Annotated in this window: 14 protein-coding genes; 4 read left to right on the top strand and 10 right to left on the bottom strand. The window is 52.1% G+C overall.

Annotated elements, in window-relative coordinates; genetic code table 11:
- Positions 1-117: 117 nt before the first annotated feature.
- Both xseB and xseA read right to left on the bottom strand, forming a co-directional pair.
- Complete coding sequence (xseB, locus tag AArcCO_RS00515) at positions 118-306, bottom strand: exodeoxyribonuclease VII small subunit (RefSeq protein ID WP_259532822.1); 189 nt, start codon at positions 304-306, stop codon at positions 118-120.
- A 2-nt stretch (positions 307-308) separates the two neighbouring features.
- Positions 309-1,412 carry an exodeoxyribonuclease VII large subunit gene (gene xseA, locus AArcCO_RS00520; protein ID WP_259532823.1) on the bottom strand — a complete coding sequence of 368 codons (1,104 nt, stop codon included), beginning with the start codon at positions 1,410-1,412 and terminating at the stop codon, positions 309-311.
- 187 nt (positions 1,413-1,599) lie between these two features.
- Here xseA and AArcCO_RS00525 point away from each other — a divergent pair, with 187 nt between their 5' ends.
- Positions 1,600-2,511 (top strand): ADP-ribosylglycohydrolase family protein, encoded by a 912-nt coding sequence (locus AArcCO_RS00525; RefSeq protein ID WP_259532824.1) that lies wholly within the window; start codon positions 1,600-1,602, stop codon positions 2,509-2,511.
- A 136-nt stretch (positions 2,512-2,647) separates the two neighbouring features.
- Here AArcCO_RS00525 and AArcCO_RS00530 read toward each other — a convergent pair whose 3' ends face one another.
- Positions 2,648-3,559, bottom strand: coding sequence for an endonuclease/exonuclease/phosphatase family protein (locus tag AArcCO_RS00530; protein ID WP_259532825.1), 912 nt, complete (start codon positions 3,557-3,559; stop codon positions 2,648-2,650).
- Positions 3,560-3,685: 126 nt separating this feature from the next.
- Positions 3,686-3,829 carry a hypothetical protein gene (locus tag AArcCO_RS00535; protein WP_259532918.1) on the bottom strand — a complete coding sequence of 48 codons (144 nt, stop codon included), beginning with the start codon at positions 3,827-3,829 and terminating at the stop codon, positions 3,686-3,688.
- A 1,301-nt stretch (positions 3,830-5,130) separates the two neighbouring features.
- Between AArcCO_RS00535 and AArcCO_RS00540 the strand changes: the two genes are divergently transcribed.
- A complete protein-coding gene (locus AArcCO_RS00540; RefSeq protein WP_259532909.1) occupies positions 5,131-5,925 on the top strand; it encodes a trans-sulfuration enzyme family protein in 795 nt (264 codons plus the stop codon).
- A gap of 68 nt (positions 5,926-5,993) precedes the next feature.
- On the opposite strand, the gene AArcCO_RS00545 is transcribed toward AArcCO_RS00540, so the two are convergent.
- A complete protein-coding gene (locus AArcCO_RS00545) occupies positions 5,994-6,728 on the bottom strand; it encodes a fumarylacetoacetate hydrolase family protein (RefSeq protein WP_259532826.1) in 735 nt (244 codons plus the stop codon).
- Positions 6,729-6,788: 60 nt separating this feature from the next.
- The gene (locus tag AArcCO_RS00550) at positions 6,789-7,829 is read right to left on the bottom strand and encodes an NAD-dependent epimerase/dehydratase family protein (protein WP_259532827.1); all 1,041 of its coding nucleotides are present in this window, start codon (positions 7,827-7,829) and stop codon (positions 6,789-6,791) included.
- A gap of 233 nt (positions 7,830-8,062) precedes the next feature.
- On the opposite strand from AArcCO_RS00550, the gene AArcCO_RS00555 reads away from it, so the two are divergent.
- Positions 8,063-8,962, top strand: a complete 900-nt coding sequence (locus AArcCO_RS00555) for a Gfo/Idh/MocA family oxidoreductase (protein ID WP_259532828.1) — start codon at positions 8,063-8,065, stop codon at positions 8,960-8,962.
- Between the two features lie 65 nt (positions 8,963-9,027).
- Here AArcCO_RS00555 and AArcCO_RS00560 read toward each other — a convergent pair whose 3' ends face one another.
- Both AArcCO_RS00560 and AArcCO_RS00565 read right to left on the bottom strand, forming a co-directional pair.
- Positions 9,028-10,089, bottom strand: coding sequence for a Gfo/Idh/MocA family protein (locus AArcCO_RS00560; RefSeq protein ID WP_259532829.1), 1,062 nt, complete (start codon positions 10,087-10,089; stop codon positions 9,028-9,030).
- A 99-nt stretch (positions 10,090-10,188) separates the two neighbouring features.
- Positions 10,189-11,439 (bottom strand): Nramp family divalent metal transporter, encoded by a 1,251-nt coding sequence (locus AArcCO_RS00565; protein WP_259532830.1) that lies wholly within the window; start codon positions 11,437-11,439, stop codon positions 10,189-10,191.
- 210 nt (positions 11,440-11,649) lie between these two features.
- Here AArcCO_RS00565 and AArcCO_RS00570 point away from each other — a divergent pair, with 210 nt between their 5' ends.
- Positions 11,650-12,429, top strand: a complete 780-nt coding sequence (locus AArcCO_RS00570) for an IclR family transcriptional regulator (protein WP_259532831.1) — start codon at positions 11,650-11,652, stop codon at positions 12,427-12,429.
- Between the two features lie 1,317 nt (positions 12,430-13,746).
- On the opposite strand, the gene AArcCO_RS00575 is transcribed toward AArcCO_RS00570, so the two are convergent.
- Both AArcCO_RS00575 and AArcCO_RS00580 read right to left on the bottom strand, forming a co-directional pair.
- Positions 13,747-14,019 carry a PadR family transcriptional regulator gene (locus AArcCO_RS00575; protein WP_259532832.1) on the bottom strand — a complete coding sequence of 91 codons (273 nt, stop codon included), beginning with the start codon at positions 14,017-14,019 and terminating at the stop codon, positions 13,747-13,749.
- A gap of 75 nt (positions 14,020-14,094) precedes the next feature.
- Positions 14,095-14,562 (bottom strand): tyrosine-type recombinase/integrase, encoded by a 468-nt coding sequence (locus AArcCO_RS00580; RefSeq protein WP_259532833.1) that lies wholly within the window; start codon positions 14,560-14,562, stop codon positions 14,095-14,097.
- Positions 14,563-14,604 lie beyond the last annotated feature (42 nt).

The following is a 14,604-nucleotide window of genomic DNA, read 5'->3' on the forward strand; positions in this document are numbered from 1 at the left end:
CGGGAGAGTGCGCAAGATCAACTCGATCAGCTGGGATCGCGGTTGTCCGAGAAGTCTGAAAATGAGATGTAACGGAAGGCCTGATACATCGCGGAGAAAGCAGTTTACAACAGTGTCTCACTGCCCACCGTCGAGTTCGGTGACGCTGCCGTCGCCAATGTCCAGTTCGGCTTCAAGTTCCTCAAGCAATGCTGTTGCATCGTCGTGGAGGCGCTGAGCCTCCTGGAGTGACAGCTCCTCAGTTTCGAGGCGGTCGATAAGCTGTTCGAGTCGGTCGATCTTCTCGTCGAGTGATTGGTCGGTCATGATCACAACCCCGTGAACGCGATATACAATACGAGCCCCAGAACGATTGCAAGCAGGACGGCGATGATCGCACCGTACTTGCGACGGGTCGTCCGCTGGGCGTGGCGACGCTGTTGCTCGGCGAAAGCGGCTTCGAGGCGGTCCTCAAGGCGATCCAACTCGGCCCGGACCGTCTGGGTGTAGGTGGTCTCCAGTCGATTGTGCAACTCGTCAAGTTGTGCCTGAACACTCCGGGTATAGGCCCTCTCGAGCCGGTCGTTCAATCGTTCGAGGTGGGCAGTCAACTCTTTTCGGTCGGGAACGACGACGGTGCCGGCCTCGGTAGGCGTGATCGCCGTTGCGTCGGCGACCTCGCCGGCGAGCGGTTCATCTTCGCGGTGGCCGACGGCGGTGACGATCGGCGTCCCGGCGGTGAAGATCGCCTCGGCGACGGCCTCGCTGTTGAATGCGTCGAGATCGGTTTCGCTGCCGCCACCTCGACCGACGATGATCACGTCGACGTCAGTCTCGCGATCGAGCGTGTGAATCGCGTTCGCGATCGACGTGGGCGCATGCTCGCCCTGGACGCGGGCATCCCGGATGAGCAACTCGACGTCGGGATACCGATCGTGAATCGAGGTCTCGATATCGTACCGGGCATCCCCATCGAGGGAGGTAACGATGCCGATCCGACGGGGCAGCGTCGGGAGGGGCTGTTTGTGTGTTTCGTCGAACCAGCCTCGCTCGGCCAGTTCCGAACGCAGTTGGGTGAGGCGCAATCCCCGCTCACCGTCGCCGACAACGTACACCTCCCATGGTTTGAGGCTGATCCGCGCGTCTTCTGCATAGAAATCCACGCTTCCGGTGAGCAGAACTTCCATACCGGGTTCGAGTGGTGACTCGAGTTTCCGGTACCGGCTCCCCCACATCAACGCGGTGAGTTCGTAGTCGCCATCGACGAGATCGATGAACACGCCCCAGTCATACTCGTTGACCTGGCTGACCTCGCCGACACACTGGACGCCCTGAAGGCTATCGGCGTCGCCGATGACCTCACTGATCCGAGCGTTGAGCTCCGCCACCGTGAGGACGTTTTCGCTATCTACAGGCAGGTCGTCGATGACCATCCGAGTGCCTGTTTGGTGAGCGGAGTCTTGTGGGTTGTCCTTGAGTAGAACACAAGGAGTACCTCGTATTTTCACGTTCACGATGGAGGCATCCTTTAATCGCTATTCAGCAGATACGCATGTCAACTACCCCAGTCTAACTCGCTCGGGGAGCCGGGTTTTAGTGACAAGCCGGGAGTATGTGTTCATGGACACCGAACGCGCGATGGGCGTCATACTCGGCCTCGCATGTGGCGACGCACTGGGTCGGCCTGTCGAGTTCCGCTCTGCCGACCAGATTACTGCAGAGTACGGGGAACTCACGGAGATGGTCGGCCATGGAACGTGGAACCAGCCGGCGGGAACGATCACCGACGACACCGCACAGGCGCTGTGTATCGCCCGCTCTCTCGCCGAGCAGGGCACGTTCGATCCGGATGACATTGCCGATCGGTTCGTTCAGTGGTACGAGTCTGACCCGTTCGACATCGGGACCATGACCCGTCGGGCGCTCCAGCAGATCGCCCAGGGTGACGACTGGGAGACGGCCGGCCAGGCCGTATGGGAAGCCAGTCCCGAGGGGAGTAACGCCGGCAATGGCAGCGTGATGCGGTGTCCACCGCTTGCGATAGCGTATGCCGAGGACCGACCACGGCTGGCCGAGGTGAGCCGACAGTCGTCACAGATCACGCATGCGGATCCACGCTGTACCGATGGATGTGTAATCGTCACCGATACGATCGCTCGCATCGCCGCCGGCGAGGAGCGGCCGCTGGCGAGCGTCCTCGCCGATCGGCGCGAGGATCTGTCCCGGGAACTGGTCGCGGCCCTGGAGCCGGTTGCCGCGGGTGAGACGCCCACGCTGTCGACATCCGGGTACGTCGTCGATACCGTTCAGACGGCGCTGCACGACGCGCTGCAGGCGTCCGCATTCGAAGACGCTATCGTCACGGCGGTGAACCGCGGCGGTGATACGGACACGATCGGGGCTGTCGTCGGTGCCGTGGCTGGAGCGCGGTTCGGTGCCGAAGGCGTACCCGATCGGTGGGTTACCGAGATTGACGAGGTAGCCGAGTTGCGGCAACTCGGTTCGACGCTAGCCGCGGAATCGTTCGTGTGATCTCTGACTCGTTTCGAAACCGACGCAGGATGGCGCCGAGAACTTTGATGTAATCTCGAGCGTTCAGTACGCTATTTGTATCAAGTTCTCTGGGATACAACAGTACGCCCCTCCGGCATCGTCGCCGGACGTGATCTCACACACGAAATTCTGCGATGAGTGGCGCGTGATCACTACAGCGGAAGCCATTCTGCTCGTACCAGCATGCCTGTGGATCCAGCTCTGCCGAGGCAATTAAATGATCGAATCGCTTGCCTTCCACTGCTGCTGGCGCCACCGCTAACGGATCGTCCGTTTGGGTGGCGTGACTCACATCGAGCTGATCGAGTTCGCCGTATCCATGTAAAGTACGGAACACATCGACCATACCGTGTTCTTCCAGTCTCTGTAGGACGTTCCGTTCGGCTTCAACCCACCGCTTGGCGATGTCTCCCTGTTGATCGAACCGCCAGGGGATTACCGTCCCATCCGGCAACTCCCGATCGGGTGCGTTGAAATCGCCGGTGAGAAGACACGGGTGATCGCACCCCTTCCTAATTCTATTGTACGTGTTGTTCAGAATCTTGATTTTTTCTTCGCCGTGCATGCTACCGGGTACGGCTCGAACATTCCAGATATCCAGCGTCGTCGTCTCGAGTTCGACCGTTGCGTGGAGAATCTTTTCCGGGAAGTTCGTATCCCAATCTTTCAGATCGGCATCCTCCCACGGTCCGGAGCGGATACTCGGATGTATTCTCGTGAGATCGGTGCCCCTGAACGTGTCGTGGATAGCCGTGAGATTCCCATTCACGTGGTTGTAATCTTGATGTGGTGGGATGTCGCTCTCGCCCAGTGTTTCGGCCCAATCGAGCGTGTGGACGATATCGGTATAGCCGATCGCGGCCAGTTTCTGGAGCCACAGGTCGCGTCTGAATCGGTTGACTTCGTTGAGTGCGATGATATCCGGACATCCTGCTTCCTCATCGATGTACCGGATCTGGTCCTCAATTCGCTCGACGGGCGTGTAGTATGGGAACGCTCCCTGGACGTTCCACGATAATAGTTCCATGACGAGTTGATATGCTTACGCAATCAAGTAATCTGTTCTGGCCGTGTTGACAGCCAAGTTGGTGACCGGCCCTGGCTGTTGGGCACATCAGTTCGCAGCAGTCTAAAGTACAATCCTGTGCGAAGTTCAGTCGAAGACTTCGATGACTGCGACGGTGACTTCCTTGTCGGCGTAGTCGGTTCCCAACGTGATCCGGCCGCGCGAGTCGGTTTTCTTCGTAGTGATCTCTTTCGGAATGACCACGCGGGTGTCTTCTGGCTCCTCCCTCATCGGTACTCTTCGGCCAGCTGTATGGATTCGAGTGCCGCTTCGAACTTCTCGGCGTCGGTGGCGGGATCGGGTTCGGTGGCACCGAGACCTCGGGGAGTGCTTCGAGTGAAGTCCGGGGTTCACGAAACCAGTCTTGCAAATCTTCGCAAGCCACTATATGAGGACCCTCTTCGCCAGACATGTACAATCATAACACCATCTGTCGGCTGACATCCTCCTCCGCCTGAAGGCGAAGGATCCCGAGCGTTTGGATAGTAGGGTTTGCAGTCTCACTGTTTTCTAGATGTTGCAACAAGCAACTCGACGGCCAGGCTGGGTGTCGTGGAGCCAATGTGCCGAGCAGCGAATATTGAGGACGGTACACGTGTCTGTATCAACTTGCGCCGTGGTTTTCAGCGTGAGTATGTGGTGATCCAAGCGGTGTTGGTAGTGTCTCGATGCCGTCTCACGGGCGAAGAACGTGGCATCGATGGCCCCATGCAAGCCGGAATAGCATCATGCGTAGACGAATGCGTGAATCCATTTTTAAGCGGTATCCGCTTGGGCATAGCTAATAAAGTGTGAAATTTGAGTGGTTTAATGTTTTACTTTCAAATAGATATGTTTGATAGCATACCGGTTTCATATGTTTTATATCGAGATCGAGAGTCCATATCGTTGGCAGGCGGTCTGGAGCTGCGGCGCTCCATTGCCGAGGGAGATTCGTCCTCACCGTGATGTTTGTCGCAAAGTTCAGTGAATACCATCTCGGTTACTGCCTGTGTTCTCGTCGAAGGGCCGTACGTCAATCAGGCGATTCGTTGTAGCATCGACGGCTTCATACAGCCAGTTCAGTTCTTCCGTAAATGGATCTGGGTTTTATTGTCCCCTACTTGATCCGATACTACACCAGTAAGCGATTGTAGATGGGTTTTCTAGACTCACTAATAAGATTTCGAAGATAGCAGCCTACACCAAAGATATAGAGAAAATATAATGTATTATTAATTTATGATTTTGAGTGAAATCAGGCATCAAACTTCATCGCCTGCGCAGGGTGTAGCCTTCGATTCAAGAAGATACCATCCGAAGCGTTCGTTACCACCGGTGAGTCGACCGTTTTCGAGTATAGAACATTCAAACATTGTTCATCCTCACTCGTCATCCTTAGTTGAAGTTACCAGCGTTAATTTCTCGTTACGTTTATTTGATTTAACGATTAATCTGCTACCTTACTACGATTCACTAGGTCCGAAGATACAATGGTGCAACTCCTGATTCCATCCCCGCGTATTCTCCAAATTCTGTGTCAATGTTGACTTATCGACACAACCGATCTCGCACTTGTCGAGGCGGCTACGACTCCAAATACCAGACTCGTGTATCTCGAAAGCCCGACGAATCCGACACTACAGGTTAGCGACATCGAAGCAATCGCCGACTACACGGACGAGGCCATACTCGCGGTGGATAACACATTCGCCTCGCCAGCGCTTCAGCGTCCATTGTCACTCGATGCCGACGTAGTCGTTGAATCGCGCACAAAATACATTTCGGGACATTCCGACGCAATCGCGGGTCCGATCGTAACCGACGGCGAGTTGCTCAAGGAAACGATCGAGTTTATCCAATACAATCAAGGGGCTACACTCGGTCTGTTCGAAGCCTTCCTCGTCCAGCGCTGCTCGAAGACGATCGGAGGCAGAATTTGGACTCACTGTGAGAACGCCAGGATCATCGCCGAGTACCTCGAGTCACACCAGGCCATCGAATCAGTCTACTATTCAGGCCTTGAGTCCCATCCCGACCATGAAATAGCTACCGGGAAGATGACATATTCCGGGGGTATGGTAAGCGTCGAACTCGACGCGACTCTCGAACAGACCAGCGACGTCCTCTCGGCGATGGAGGTGTTCCAGTTGGCGGGAAGTCTCGGAGGCGTCGAAACCCCCGTCGAACAACCCGCTGTGATGACCCACCAGGACCTCTCACCGGAAGAACGCCGCGAGGCAGGCATCTCGGATAGCTTCATCCGGCTTTCGGTTGGGATCGAGGACGCCGAGGATCTAATCGACGACCTCGAGACGGCGATCGCAGACGGCCTCGAAAAAGGGTGAGCCCCTCAAATAGGCCGACAACAAATGAACACATATAGCCAATGCCTGCTATCAAATCGACCAACACCTCAGTAGGAGTCGACAGAATTTCTGAGTGTGCCGACACCTTCGAACTCGACCTCGACAGTATCGCCATCAGACAGTGGGCCTGGGCCAAATGGTGTACCACTCGCGATGATATCCCCAGGTTCCAGCGTAATTAGTTCAGACACTTCGGAAACAAGTTTGGGAACTGAAAAATACATCTGCTCACGGGTCGTCTGTTGTTTGGTCTCACCGTTGACTCTCAAGGTCAGGCGTGCATCATCCGGGACTTCATCTGGTGTTGCCAGAACTGGGCCTGTCGGGAGCGACGCATCGAAGGCTTTACCGCGAACCCAATTTCGTTCCTGCTCTTGGTCGTCTCGGTTCGAGATGTCATTAAGACAGGTGAATCCCCGAACGACACCCATCGCGTTCTCGGTAGTGACTGCCCGACATTGCTGATCGATTACGATTCCAAATTCTCCTTCAAACTCTATTTGTTCACGGTTCGGTGGGAGCTCTATCATGTCCTTATGGCCGATCACACAATTCGGAGTCTTCAAAAATAGCTCGGGGCGGTCAGGTATTTCTTGGACACCCGATTCCTTGCGGTGGTCTAAAAATCCACCAGCCTGACAAATAATCTTGGTTGGTTCACACGGCGGCAGGATAGTCACCTCTCCAAATGAATACGTTCGGCCTGCAGTTTCGATAACGTCATCAACCAATTGGCCCGTTCGAGTCAACCCTGTGGGATCTCGAAACCGTACTGTATGCATACAGCCGTATCTCTACCGCCAGAGATAACGTTTTTTCGGTTAGATACGCTCACTACGTGATCAGAACTCTCCACTTCTCACGTGGAATTTTGTAGGTTTGTCCATGATCGGATTCCCCTGTTCGATCCACGACGCAACAAGTTCAATCACATCTGAGACCGGGACTTTGGGTTCTCCAAATATCTCATGGCATCGGCTCGCATCGTTGAGTAGAGCGGTGTCCCGCTCTTCGCCCTCGAAAGTCACCTCGGAATCGAAATAGTCGCCGAATTGTTCTGCGATATCACGAACTGACAGGATCTCGGGACCGGTCATATTCAAGATCTCAGCTGGAGAATCTGCTAACTCGAGAGATTGGAAACATACTGAATTTGCGTCCCCTTGCCAAATAACATTGACATAGCTCATATCGAGTGGGACGGGTTCTTGATTATAGACCCAACGGCCAATGTCTACCAACACGCCGTAACGTGCCTCGACGGCGTAATTAAGTCGGAGTAAACACGTCGGGGTATTGTTGCGCTCTGAGAAATATTGAAAGACCCGTTCACGCCCCAAGCATGATTGGGCATATTCCCCAACTGGTCCAGTTTCGTCTTCTTCTGTTGGGCCACCCGAATCAACGGGGACTGGAGGGTATACGTTGCCGGTCGAAAACGCAACAATGTGTGAATCTGCAAAACGCCGGGCGACCTCACCGGGGAGATATGAGTTGATCGTCCATGTCAATGGTTCTCCGCCAGTGGCTCCAAATTTCTTCCCAACCATGTAAATGATGTTCTCACAATCCGGGAGCGCATCCAATGCGCCGGGTTCTAACAAATCAGCCCCGATCGTTTCAGCTCCCCAGGACTCTAATTGTGATTTGACGTCTGGATCGGAGTACCTCGAGACAGCGTAAACTGTGTTATCACCATCTGCTTGGTCAATGGCACGGAGAATACGCCTGATCAATGATGGGCCCATCTTTCCGCCCGCCCCGAGGATCATCACGTCGCCATCGAGCTGTCGCGCTGTTTCAACATCCTCTGGAAATGGTTCCGAAAGAACGTCCGAGAGCTCTGCTTCAGTCGTGATGTCTGCCAATTTGTTATCGCTCATGGTGGACCTGGAATGCTTCCTGAAACCACGGACCTACTCGTAGATCCACGCTGTCGCATTAGGTGGTTTCAAGAGTGGTTTAAGTGTTTAGGAGACTGGAGCATAAATCTTGTTGGTAAATCTCATTCAAAACGACAGCAGATGGGAGTAAGCCAACTCGGAATAGCACGCCAAAATAGTGTCAGAATCCCTCAAATTATATTTAATATCCCTCGGGATTCTTGCACAAAACAATGGTCTCTATCGGGATCCTCGGTCTCGACACCAGCCATGCCCCGATGTTTGCGGATATTATCGAGGAAATGCCAAAGGTGTCACTTGAGGCAGTCTGGGACGACGGGACAACACGCGATGACGAATATCGAATCGAATTCAGTAATCGGTACAACGCCACGATGTGTAACGATTCAAAGGAGATAATAGATTCTGTCGACGGGGTAATGGTGCTCGACGTGAATTGGGACAATCACGTCCCGTTGGCCATTGAAGCCCTACAAGCAGACGTCCCAACGCTCATAGACAAACCCATTGCAGGGCAAGTGAATGACCTCTCAGACCTTGCAGCAGAGGCAGCTGACACTCCGGTTGTTGGTGGCTCAGCAGTTCCGTACCATCCGCGGCTCCAGACACTGTCGGCTACCCCTGGTAGTGACACGCTATACTGTCTGGGGTATCAGCACCGCTTCTACTATGGAGCTCACCTTGTCGATATTGCACGGACGCTGGCAAGCGCAAACTGGACGCGTGTGACACCCGCACCAGATCCGGGTGACACAGTCGATGTTGAATTTGAAAACGGAACGTTTGCCACCCTAAGATTAGATGGGCCCGGCCCCGACACCAGCGGAAACGAGTTCATCGTATTGAGCGTTAATCATGGGAGGGCCGTAACATTGGAAGACGATACGACGGTACACAACGAAATGTATCGAGAATACCTAGCTGATTTTGTAGCAGCGATTGAGGACTGGGAGACCAGAATAGAACGGGTGGTCGATTGCGGTCAACTATTGCTCGCAGTCAATAGTGCAATCGAACGATGCCAACCAGTTATCCGTGACTCACCCCAGCTTTCAACGTATCAAATGGACGGGGATGCGTTTACAGAACTCTACCGCTCGGAGTGGCAGTAACGGCCTCGTCATTGCCGCGGTGGCTTCGCTGCAAGCGTGTTTTCGGTGACGAATCTGAGACCAGGTTAGTCATCGGACACTCCAACCCACTCATTTCGGTTGGCAGACTCGTAAATCGCATCCAGAACTCGCAAAACGTACACTGCATCGTCAAATCCTGCGGGGACTTCGACGGCAGGATTCTTGCGAGCGCGTAAGAATTGTCGCATGAACGCTAGTCCGAACCCCCCACCATATCCGGGGACAGCATCGTAGTCGTATGTTAGGTATCGACGTGGTGCAGAAGAATACGCGTCACTTACAGACTCAATTTCGACGGTGTTCTCGTCTTCGAATCCAAAATAATCTCCCATTGGATCCCATGACATCCGACCTTCAGTACCTGTTATTGAAAGGTACGTATCGTATCGATTTTCGCGAAGGTAGTATCCACACTGCAGTGATCCAAGAGCACCAGATTCAAACTTCAATTGGATCACAGCACCATCTTCTACGGAGACAGACTCGGTCTTAGCTGTCGTGGTCGCATTGACTTCGGTGATCGGATCTCCCATAATCCACGGTAGGAGATCGATCCAGTGAACACCAAGCCATTGAACGATTCCCCCGCGACTCGCATCGGATTCGTATAGATAATGGCTAGTCTCACGTGCTTGTAGCTGTGACGCTAGAAACCGCATTTCGACTGTGCGAACGTCTCCGAAGAAGTCTTGTTTTGCACGTTCTTTGAGCTCTTGAGCAGCAGGATGGCCTCGCCATGTATAGGAAAAACTGAGAGTTGCATCCGAATTCTCTACAACGTCCCGGAGAGACTCTAGTTCCGGCGCCGTCTTTGCAGATGGCTTTTCTGCATAAACGTCTACTCCGTGCGTAACTGCTTGCTCAATAATGTCCGGTGTAGCTTTATTTGAGAGACTAATCCAGACGATATCAGGATCGTTTTCAGTAAGTAATGATTCGGGATCACGGTAGAATGGAAGCCCATCCAGAGACGTACGAGACGGTTCATACTCGGGATTAGGTTCGCAGATACTCGAAAGTGATACGGGTAATTGTTGTAGACTGTCCAAATACGCGTTAGCGTGGTGATGATCCAATCCAATATACCCGACAGTAGGCTTGGTCATTAGCAGTTATTGGATCGATACAATAGACAATAAGTATGTCGGCAACAGTGTGGGATTGAATTGAAATCGGTGTGCCAACAACGAAGAGGAGAAACTCACCTAGGTCAAGAACTGCCAAACCTCATAGAAGTAGTTCAGAATGATACCGATCACAGTGAAGTAGCCAATGATGCCAAGACCTTTGATAACCGGGCCGCTGACGTACTCTCCCATCATGTCCTCGTCAGTATAGATAGCTAGTACGAGGAATGCCAACAAGGGGAAGGCGACGATTGCGAGCGCTTGCGCGAGTCGGAGAATCTCAATCGGGTTTTCCTGAAAGACGAGTACTGGAAGCAATCCAACAAGCATTGCAGCACTGGCCCACATCTTCACGGGTCGCTCATCCATTGACGGATCCATATCCCTGCCGTCAACGAACAGTGTCGCACCGATCAATGCATTCACCACGAGCGATGATAATGCTGCAAAGAAAAATCCGATCGTGAACAGATAGAACGCTCCAGGTCCAACGAGAGGCTCAAGCTGAAGAGCCATCCCATGGGCGGAGAATACGGGTTCGCCTGCACCTTCGAAAATTACAGCGGCACTCGTTAGCAGAATAATAGTCGCGATGAGGCCGAGAACGGCAATCCCGATGATTGTGTCAGCAGATTGTTGGGTAAGTCGTTCGGGTCCCCACTCCTTCTCTGCCATCAGGTGAGATATGTAAACTGCGGCTGCTATTGAGAATGTCGTCGCCGCCATTCCTAACGATAAGGTGACGGCATCAAACGTTGGGAACGATGGAACGAGTCCAACAGCCGCCGCATTGAGATCAACACCTACCAATGCAAGGGTTCCGACGAAGGCAATAAGCATGATACCAACGACAATTCGGACTAGCCACTCAATTTTATCATATAGGTCCGGTAACCATACGAATCCGATCGCAACAAGCGTGAACACCGCCGCCCATAATCGGACATCGCCACCGACGAGTGCTTCCGATGCGAAACCAATCCCTGCATTATTGCCCACCTGAAATGCAAGTATCGTTAGAAAGCCAAAGAACCCGCCGAGAAAAGCGATATTCTGGCTGTATTTCTTCCTGGTTGCCCCAAATATGGTCTCCCCTGTTACAAGAGCAATTCGGGCGGCCATCCAAACGTACGTGATCATGAATATCGTCGTGATTATCGGGACCCAAACAAGGGAGTACCCGTAGAGGCCGCCCGCGATCGTGCTAAGAGCGATACTTCCTGGCCCGACCACGACTGCGGCTAAAAATAACGCCGGCCCGATGGCACGCAGGTAGTTGGTAATTCGATTACCGGATTTGTTACTGTCAGTCATGGCTTCCGATCCCATGTAAATAGAATCAAAAGAAGTAGTAATAAAACCTTTGGACAGTTATTAGAGATAATTTATATAATTTATGATCATAGTTGGCAAAACCACTATGGGGGGTAGAGCATTTTGACATCAGAGCATTGGCTATTACTGGAATAAGTAGCCGGGAGAGAATCTGAGGTTTACTCTTCCTAAACACTTATTTACTTCTGCAATACACTCTACGTTATGGAAGGTGTTGGCACTCCCTCAGATGATCGCCTCGTACAGTCAGTCCAAACAGCGATCAATATTATCATCTCGCTTCGGGAGAGCGATGGAGCAAGAGTAACAGACCTCGCCGCCGATATCGGTATGTCAAAGGGGACTGTTAGTAATCATCTCAAAACGCTCGAGGCGAATGATTTTGTAGCAAAAAACGATGATGGTACCTATCATTTGGGACTGCGGTTTCTCAACATCGCCCATGGAGCTCAATCTCGATATCCAGTACTGGAACTGGTACGGACACAAACCAACGACTTAGCCGATGAAAGTGGTGAAACAGCGTTATTTGCCACTGAAGAGCACGGATTAGGCGTCGTGCTTGATGTAGCGTATGGGGAGTACGCGGTGAAGACGCCTTTATGGGTTGGTCATCGAGATCACCTCCATCACACAGCAGTTGGAAAAGCAATCCTCGCACATCTACCCGATCGGGAAGTGCAGGCAATCATAGAGGAACATGGTCTCCCGAAAAAAACACCAAATACGATTACTGATATAGAAGAGTTGCTAGAAGAATTGAATCAGATAGCAGACCGAGGGTGCGCATACAATAAACAAGAGACAATCAGTGGTCTTGTCGGTGTTGGAGCTCCCATACAGTCGCAGGATGGGGATGTGATAGGTGGGATTAGTATTATTGGCCCATCAAGTAGAATAAGAGACCAGAGATATCATGACGAATTTCCGGAAATGATCGAAAAGGCCAAAAACGTCATTGAACTTAATCTAACCTCGCTGTAGTTTGCATTTGTCCAAGGATTGTACTCACCGAAGGTAACAAGGAATTCGAGGGGTTGGCGAGTAATACGTTCTCGATAGATAATCAAACAGAGTTGCCATTCTGGTACAGATCCAGAAGACTAGCTGCGCTTGGACGTAATGCAAACAAAACTTCTGGAGAGCATATATGATGACAGTTTAGTATGGATAAACACACGAGGTCAAAATCGACTAATTTAGTGCTGGATGATCAAGTGATTAGCTATATACAGTTGGTCTCCAACTATGTTTAGCTCTGATAAACAGAGGGTTGATGACGTATAGCGGGCGCCTAGACTTACACTTATATGTATGTAAAGGAAGGCAGTCCTTAGTCAGTTACTGCTAGTATTAGCGGATTCCATGCGAGGACGACTGCATTTAGTCACTTTCGGCGGAATCTGTGTTGGAATGATAAAAAGTATGCAAACTGGGTAGTTCGGATAATTATTTACTAAGATATATGTTTGCCAGAATTCCGATATCCATCTGGGTCCTGGTGGAATCGGAATCAGTGACGATGGTCGGTGGGTCTGAAACACAGCTTTCTATCGACGAAAAATTCGTCGTTAAGGTAAATGCATGGGCGGATTTCAGTCAGAACATCTTGGAGACTGCCTGTGTTTTCGTCAAAAAATGCGGTACGTGAATAAGTCGGCTCGGTGCAGGAGCAACGCCGTTGTACAGCCACTATGGAGGTTCGTTGAGTTGGACCACGGATTTTCGACTATAACGTCTCTAGATTTGCTCAATCAAGCTCCCGTAGATCGAAGTTCTGCAATTACTCATGAACGGTAGAACGACAGTAGTTGACTACAGAAATATAATATATATATACTATAAATGAAAATGATAGTCTTTCAGTCTGTACGGCTACCGAACTTCATCGTTGGCTCGGGTGTCACTTCTCGCTCCAGAAGGATTCACCCGTATCCGCTTGGAGAGGGTATAAAATTCGGCTCTACAGTTTCAGTACACGGCGGCAGACTTGACGGGTATCGGGCGATTTGGCGAATGTTATAGACGGTCGCTTTCAGCTGCATCTCACGGACTCCAGCCACCAGCTCCGGGCACGCACGGCAGCGCCTCGGCGCCCTCGAGGGCTGTCTCGACGTGCGCCCTGGCGTCCGGATCCTTCAACACGCGTGGCCGCCGACGCGAGGTGCATCGGCAGTTCCTCCGTGGCCGTTCGGCCGTCGGTTATCGCCGTGCCCTCCGTTTGTGGTACTCCCAGGCTTCACGCGCCTCTACGATATCGCCCCGACCTACTTTCAGGAGCTCGCCGCGCTCCAACAGAAACTATTCGATGTAGTCGGCTTCCCACTCTTGCCGAGCCTCGATTTCACGACGCCCTCGCCGGGTTAATGTGTAGTAGTTGGTCCGACGATCACGCTGTCCTTTCTCGACAAGCCCTTTGTCGACAAGTGTGTCGAGATTCGGATACAGACGTCCGTGGTGGATCTCTTTTTCGTAGTATTGTTCCAGTTCGTCTTTGATTGCGAGCCCGTGCGGTTCCTCAAGTCCACTGATGACGTACAGAAGGTCCCGCTGGAATCCAGTCAAATCGTACATGTGTTGAATCTGGATGAATAGAATATACTTTATTTAATAAATCTGTTGGCTTAGAGCCAATACCCTTCGAGCTTGTTAGACGAGACGATGGTAGTGGGGTTCATTACCTGTTCTCGTATTGGCACTATCAATATCTCTTTCTGACAAGTGAACGTACCTTCCTGGAACTCGAGATCCCCTCACCCAACCAAACCGCTCACATAATTGCGCTTCAGTCAGATAATTGGCCAAGTAGGTCGCACGGCTGTGCCGGAAATGATGGGGATTCACTGGCTTTTCGATCTCGGCTTGTTCGCAGGCCCTCTGGAAGATTTTGCGGCGGATATACTGATAGCCGATTTGCTCGTTTGAACTTCCCTGGTTTAGGTCGATTTTGCTCCACAGATAGGCCGTATAAACTGGATCGGGATGAACGTGCAGCCACTCGTCAAGGTACGATACTGATTCCAGCAAAAGCAGTCGTCGAGAGCCAGTTTTTCCGTCGACGATGATGTATTTCAGTCCCTCTCCGTCTTCGATATCGCCAATCCGTACATCGATCAACTCTCCGATTCAGGCGCCGGTTTCCCAAAGCAGAGCGATGAA

The sequence above is a fragment of the Halalkaliarchaeum sp. AArc-CO genome (assembly GCF_024972735.1).
In the GTDB taxonomy this organism is placed as follows: domain Archaea; phylum Halobacteriota; class Halobacteria; order Halobacteriales; family Haloferacaceae; genus Halalkaliarchaeum.

Excerpts from the sequence above, each read along its gene's own strand:
- AArcCO_RS00560 (WP_259532829.1), bottom strand. The coding sequence starts at position 10,089 with ATGACCAAGCCTACTGTCGGGTATATTGGATTGGATCATCACCACGCT.
- xseA (WP_259532823.1), bottom strand. The coding sequence starts at position 1,412 with ATGGTCATCGACGACCTGCCTGTAGATAGCGAAAACGTCCTCACGGTG.
- AArcCO_RS00565 (WP_259532830.1), bottom strand. The coding sequence starts at position 11,439 with ATGGGATCGGAAGCCATGACTGACAGTAACAAATCCGGTAATCGAATT.
- AArcCO_RS00550 (WP_259532827.1), bottom strand. The coding sequence starts at position 7,829 with ATGAGCGATAACAAATTGGCAGACATCACGACTGAAGCAGAGCTCTCG.
- AArcCO_RS00555 (WP_259532828.1), top strand. The coding sequence starts at position 8,063 with ATGGTCTCTATCGGGATCCTCGGTCTCGACACCAGCCATGCCCCGATG.
- AArcCO_RS00535 (WP_259532918.1), bottom strand. The coding sequence starts at position 3,829 with ATGAGGGAGGAGCCAGAAGACACCCGCGTGGTCATTCCGAAAGAGATC.
- AArcCO_RS00570 (WP_259532831.1), top strand. The coding sequence starts at position 11,650 with ATGGAAGGTGTTGGCACTCCCTCAGATGATCGCCTCGTACAGTCAGTC.
- xseB (WP_259532822.1), bottom strand. The coding sequence starts at position 306 with ATGACCGACCAATCACTCGACGAGAAGATCGACCGACTCGAACAGCTT.
- AArcCO_RS00575 (WP_259532832.1), bottom strand. The coding sequence starts at position 14,019 with ATGTACGATTTGACTGGATTCCAGCGGGACCTTCTGTACGTCATCAGT.
- AArcCO_RS00525 (WP_259532824.1), top strand. The coding sequence starts at position 1,600 with ATGGACACCGAACGCGCGATGGGCGTCATACTCGGCCTCGCATGTGGC.
- AArcCO_RS00530 (WP_259532825.1), bottom strand. The coding sequence starts at position 3,559 with ATGGAACTATTATCGTGGAACGTCCAGGGAGCGTTCCCATACTACACG.
- AArcCO_RS00545 (WP_259532826.1), bottom strand. The coding sequence starts at position 6,728 with ATGCATACAGTACGGTTTCGAGATCCCACAGGGTTGACTCGAACGGGC.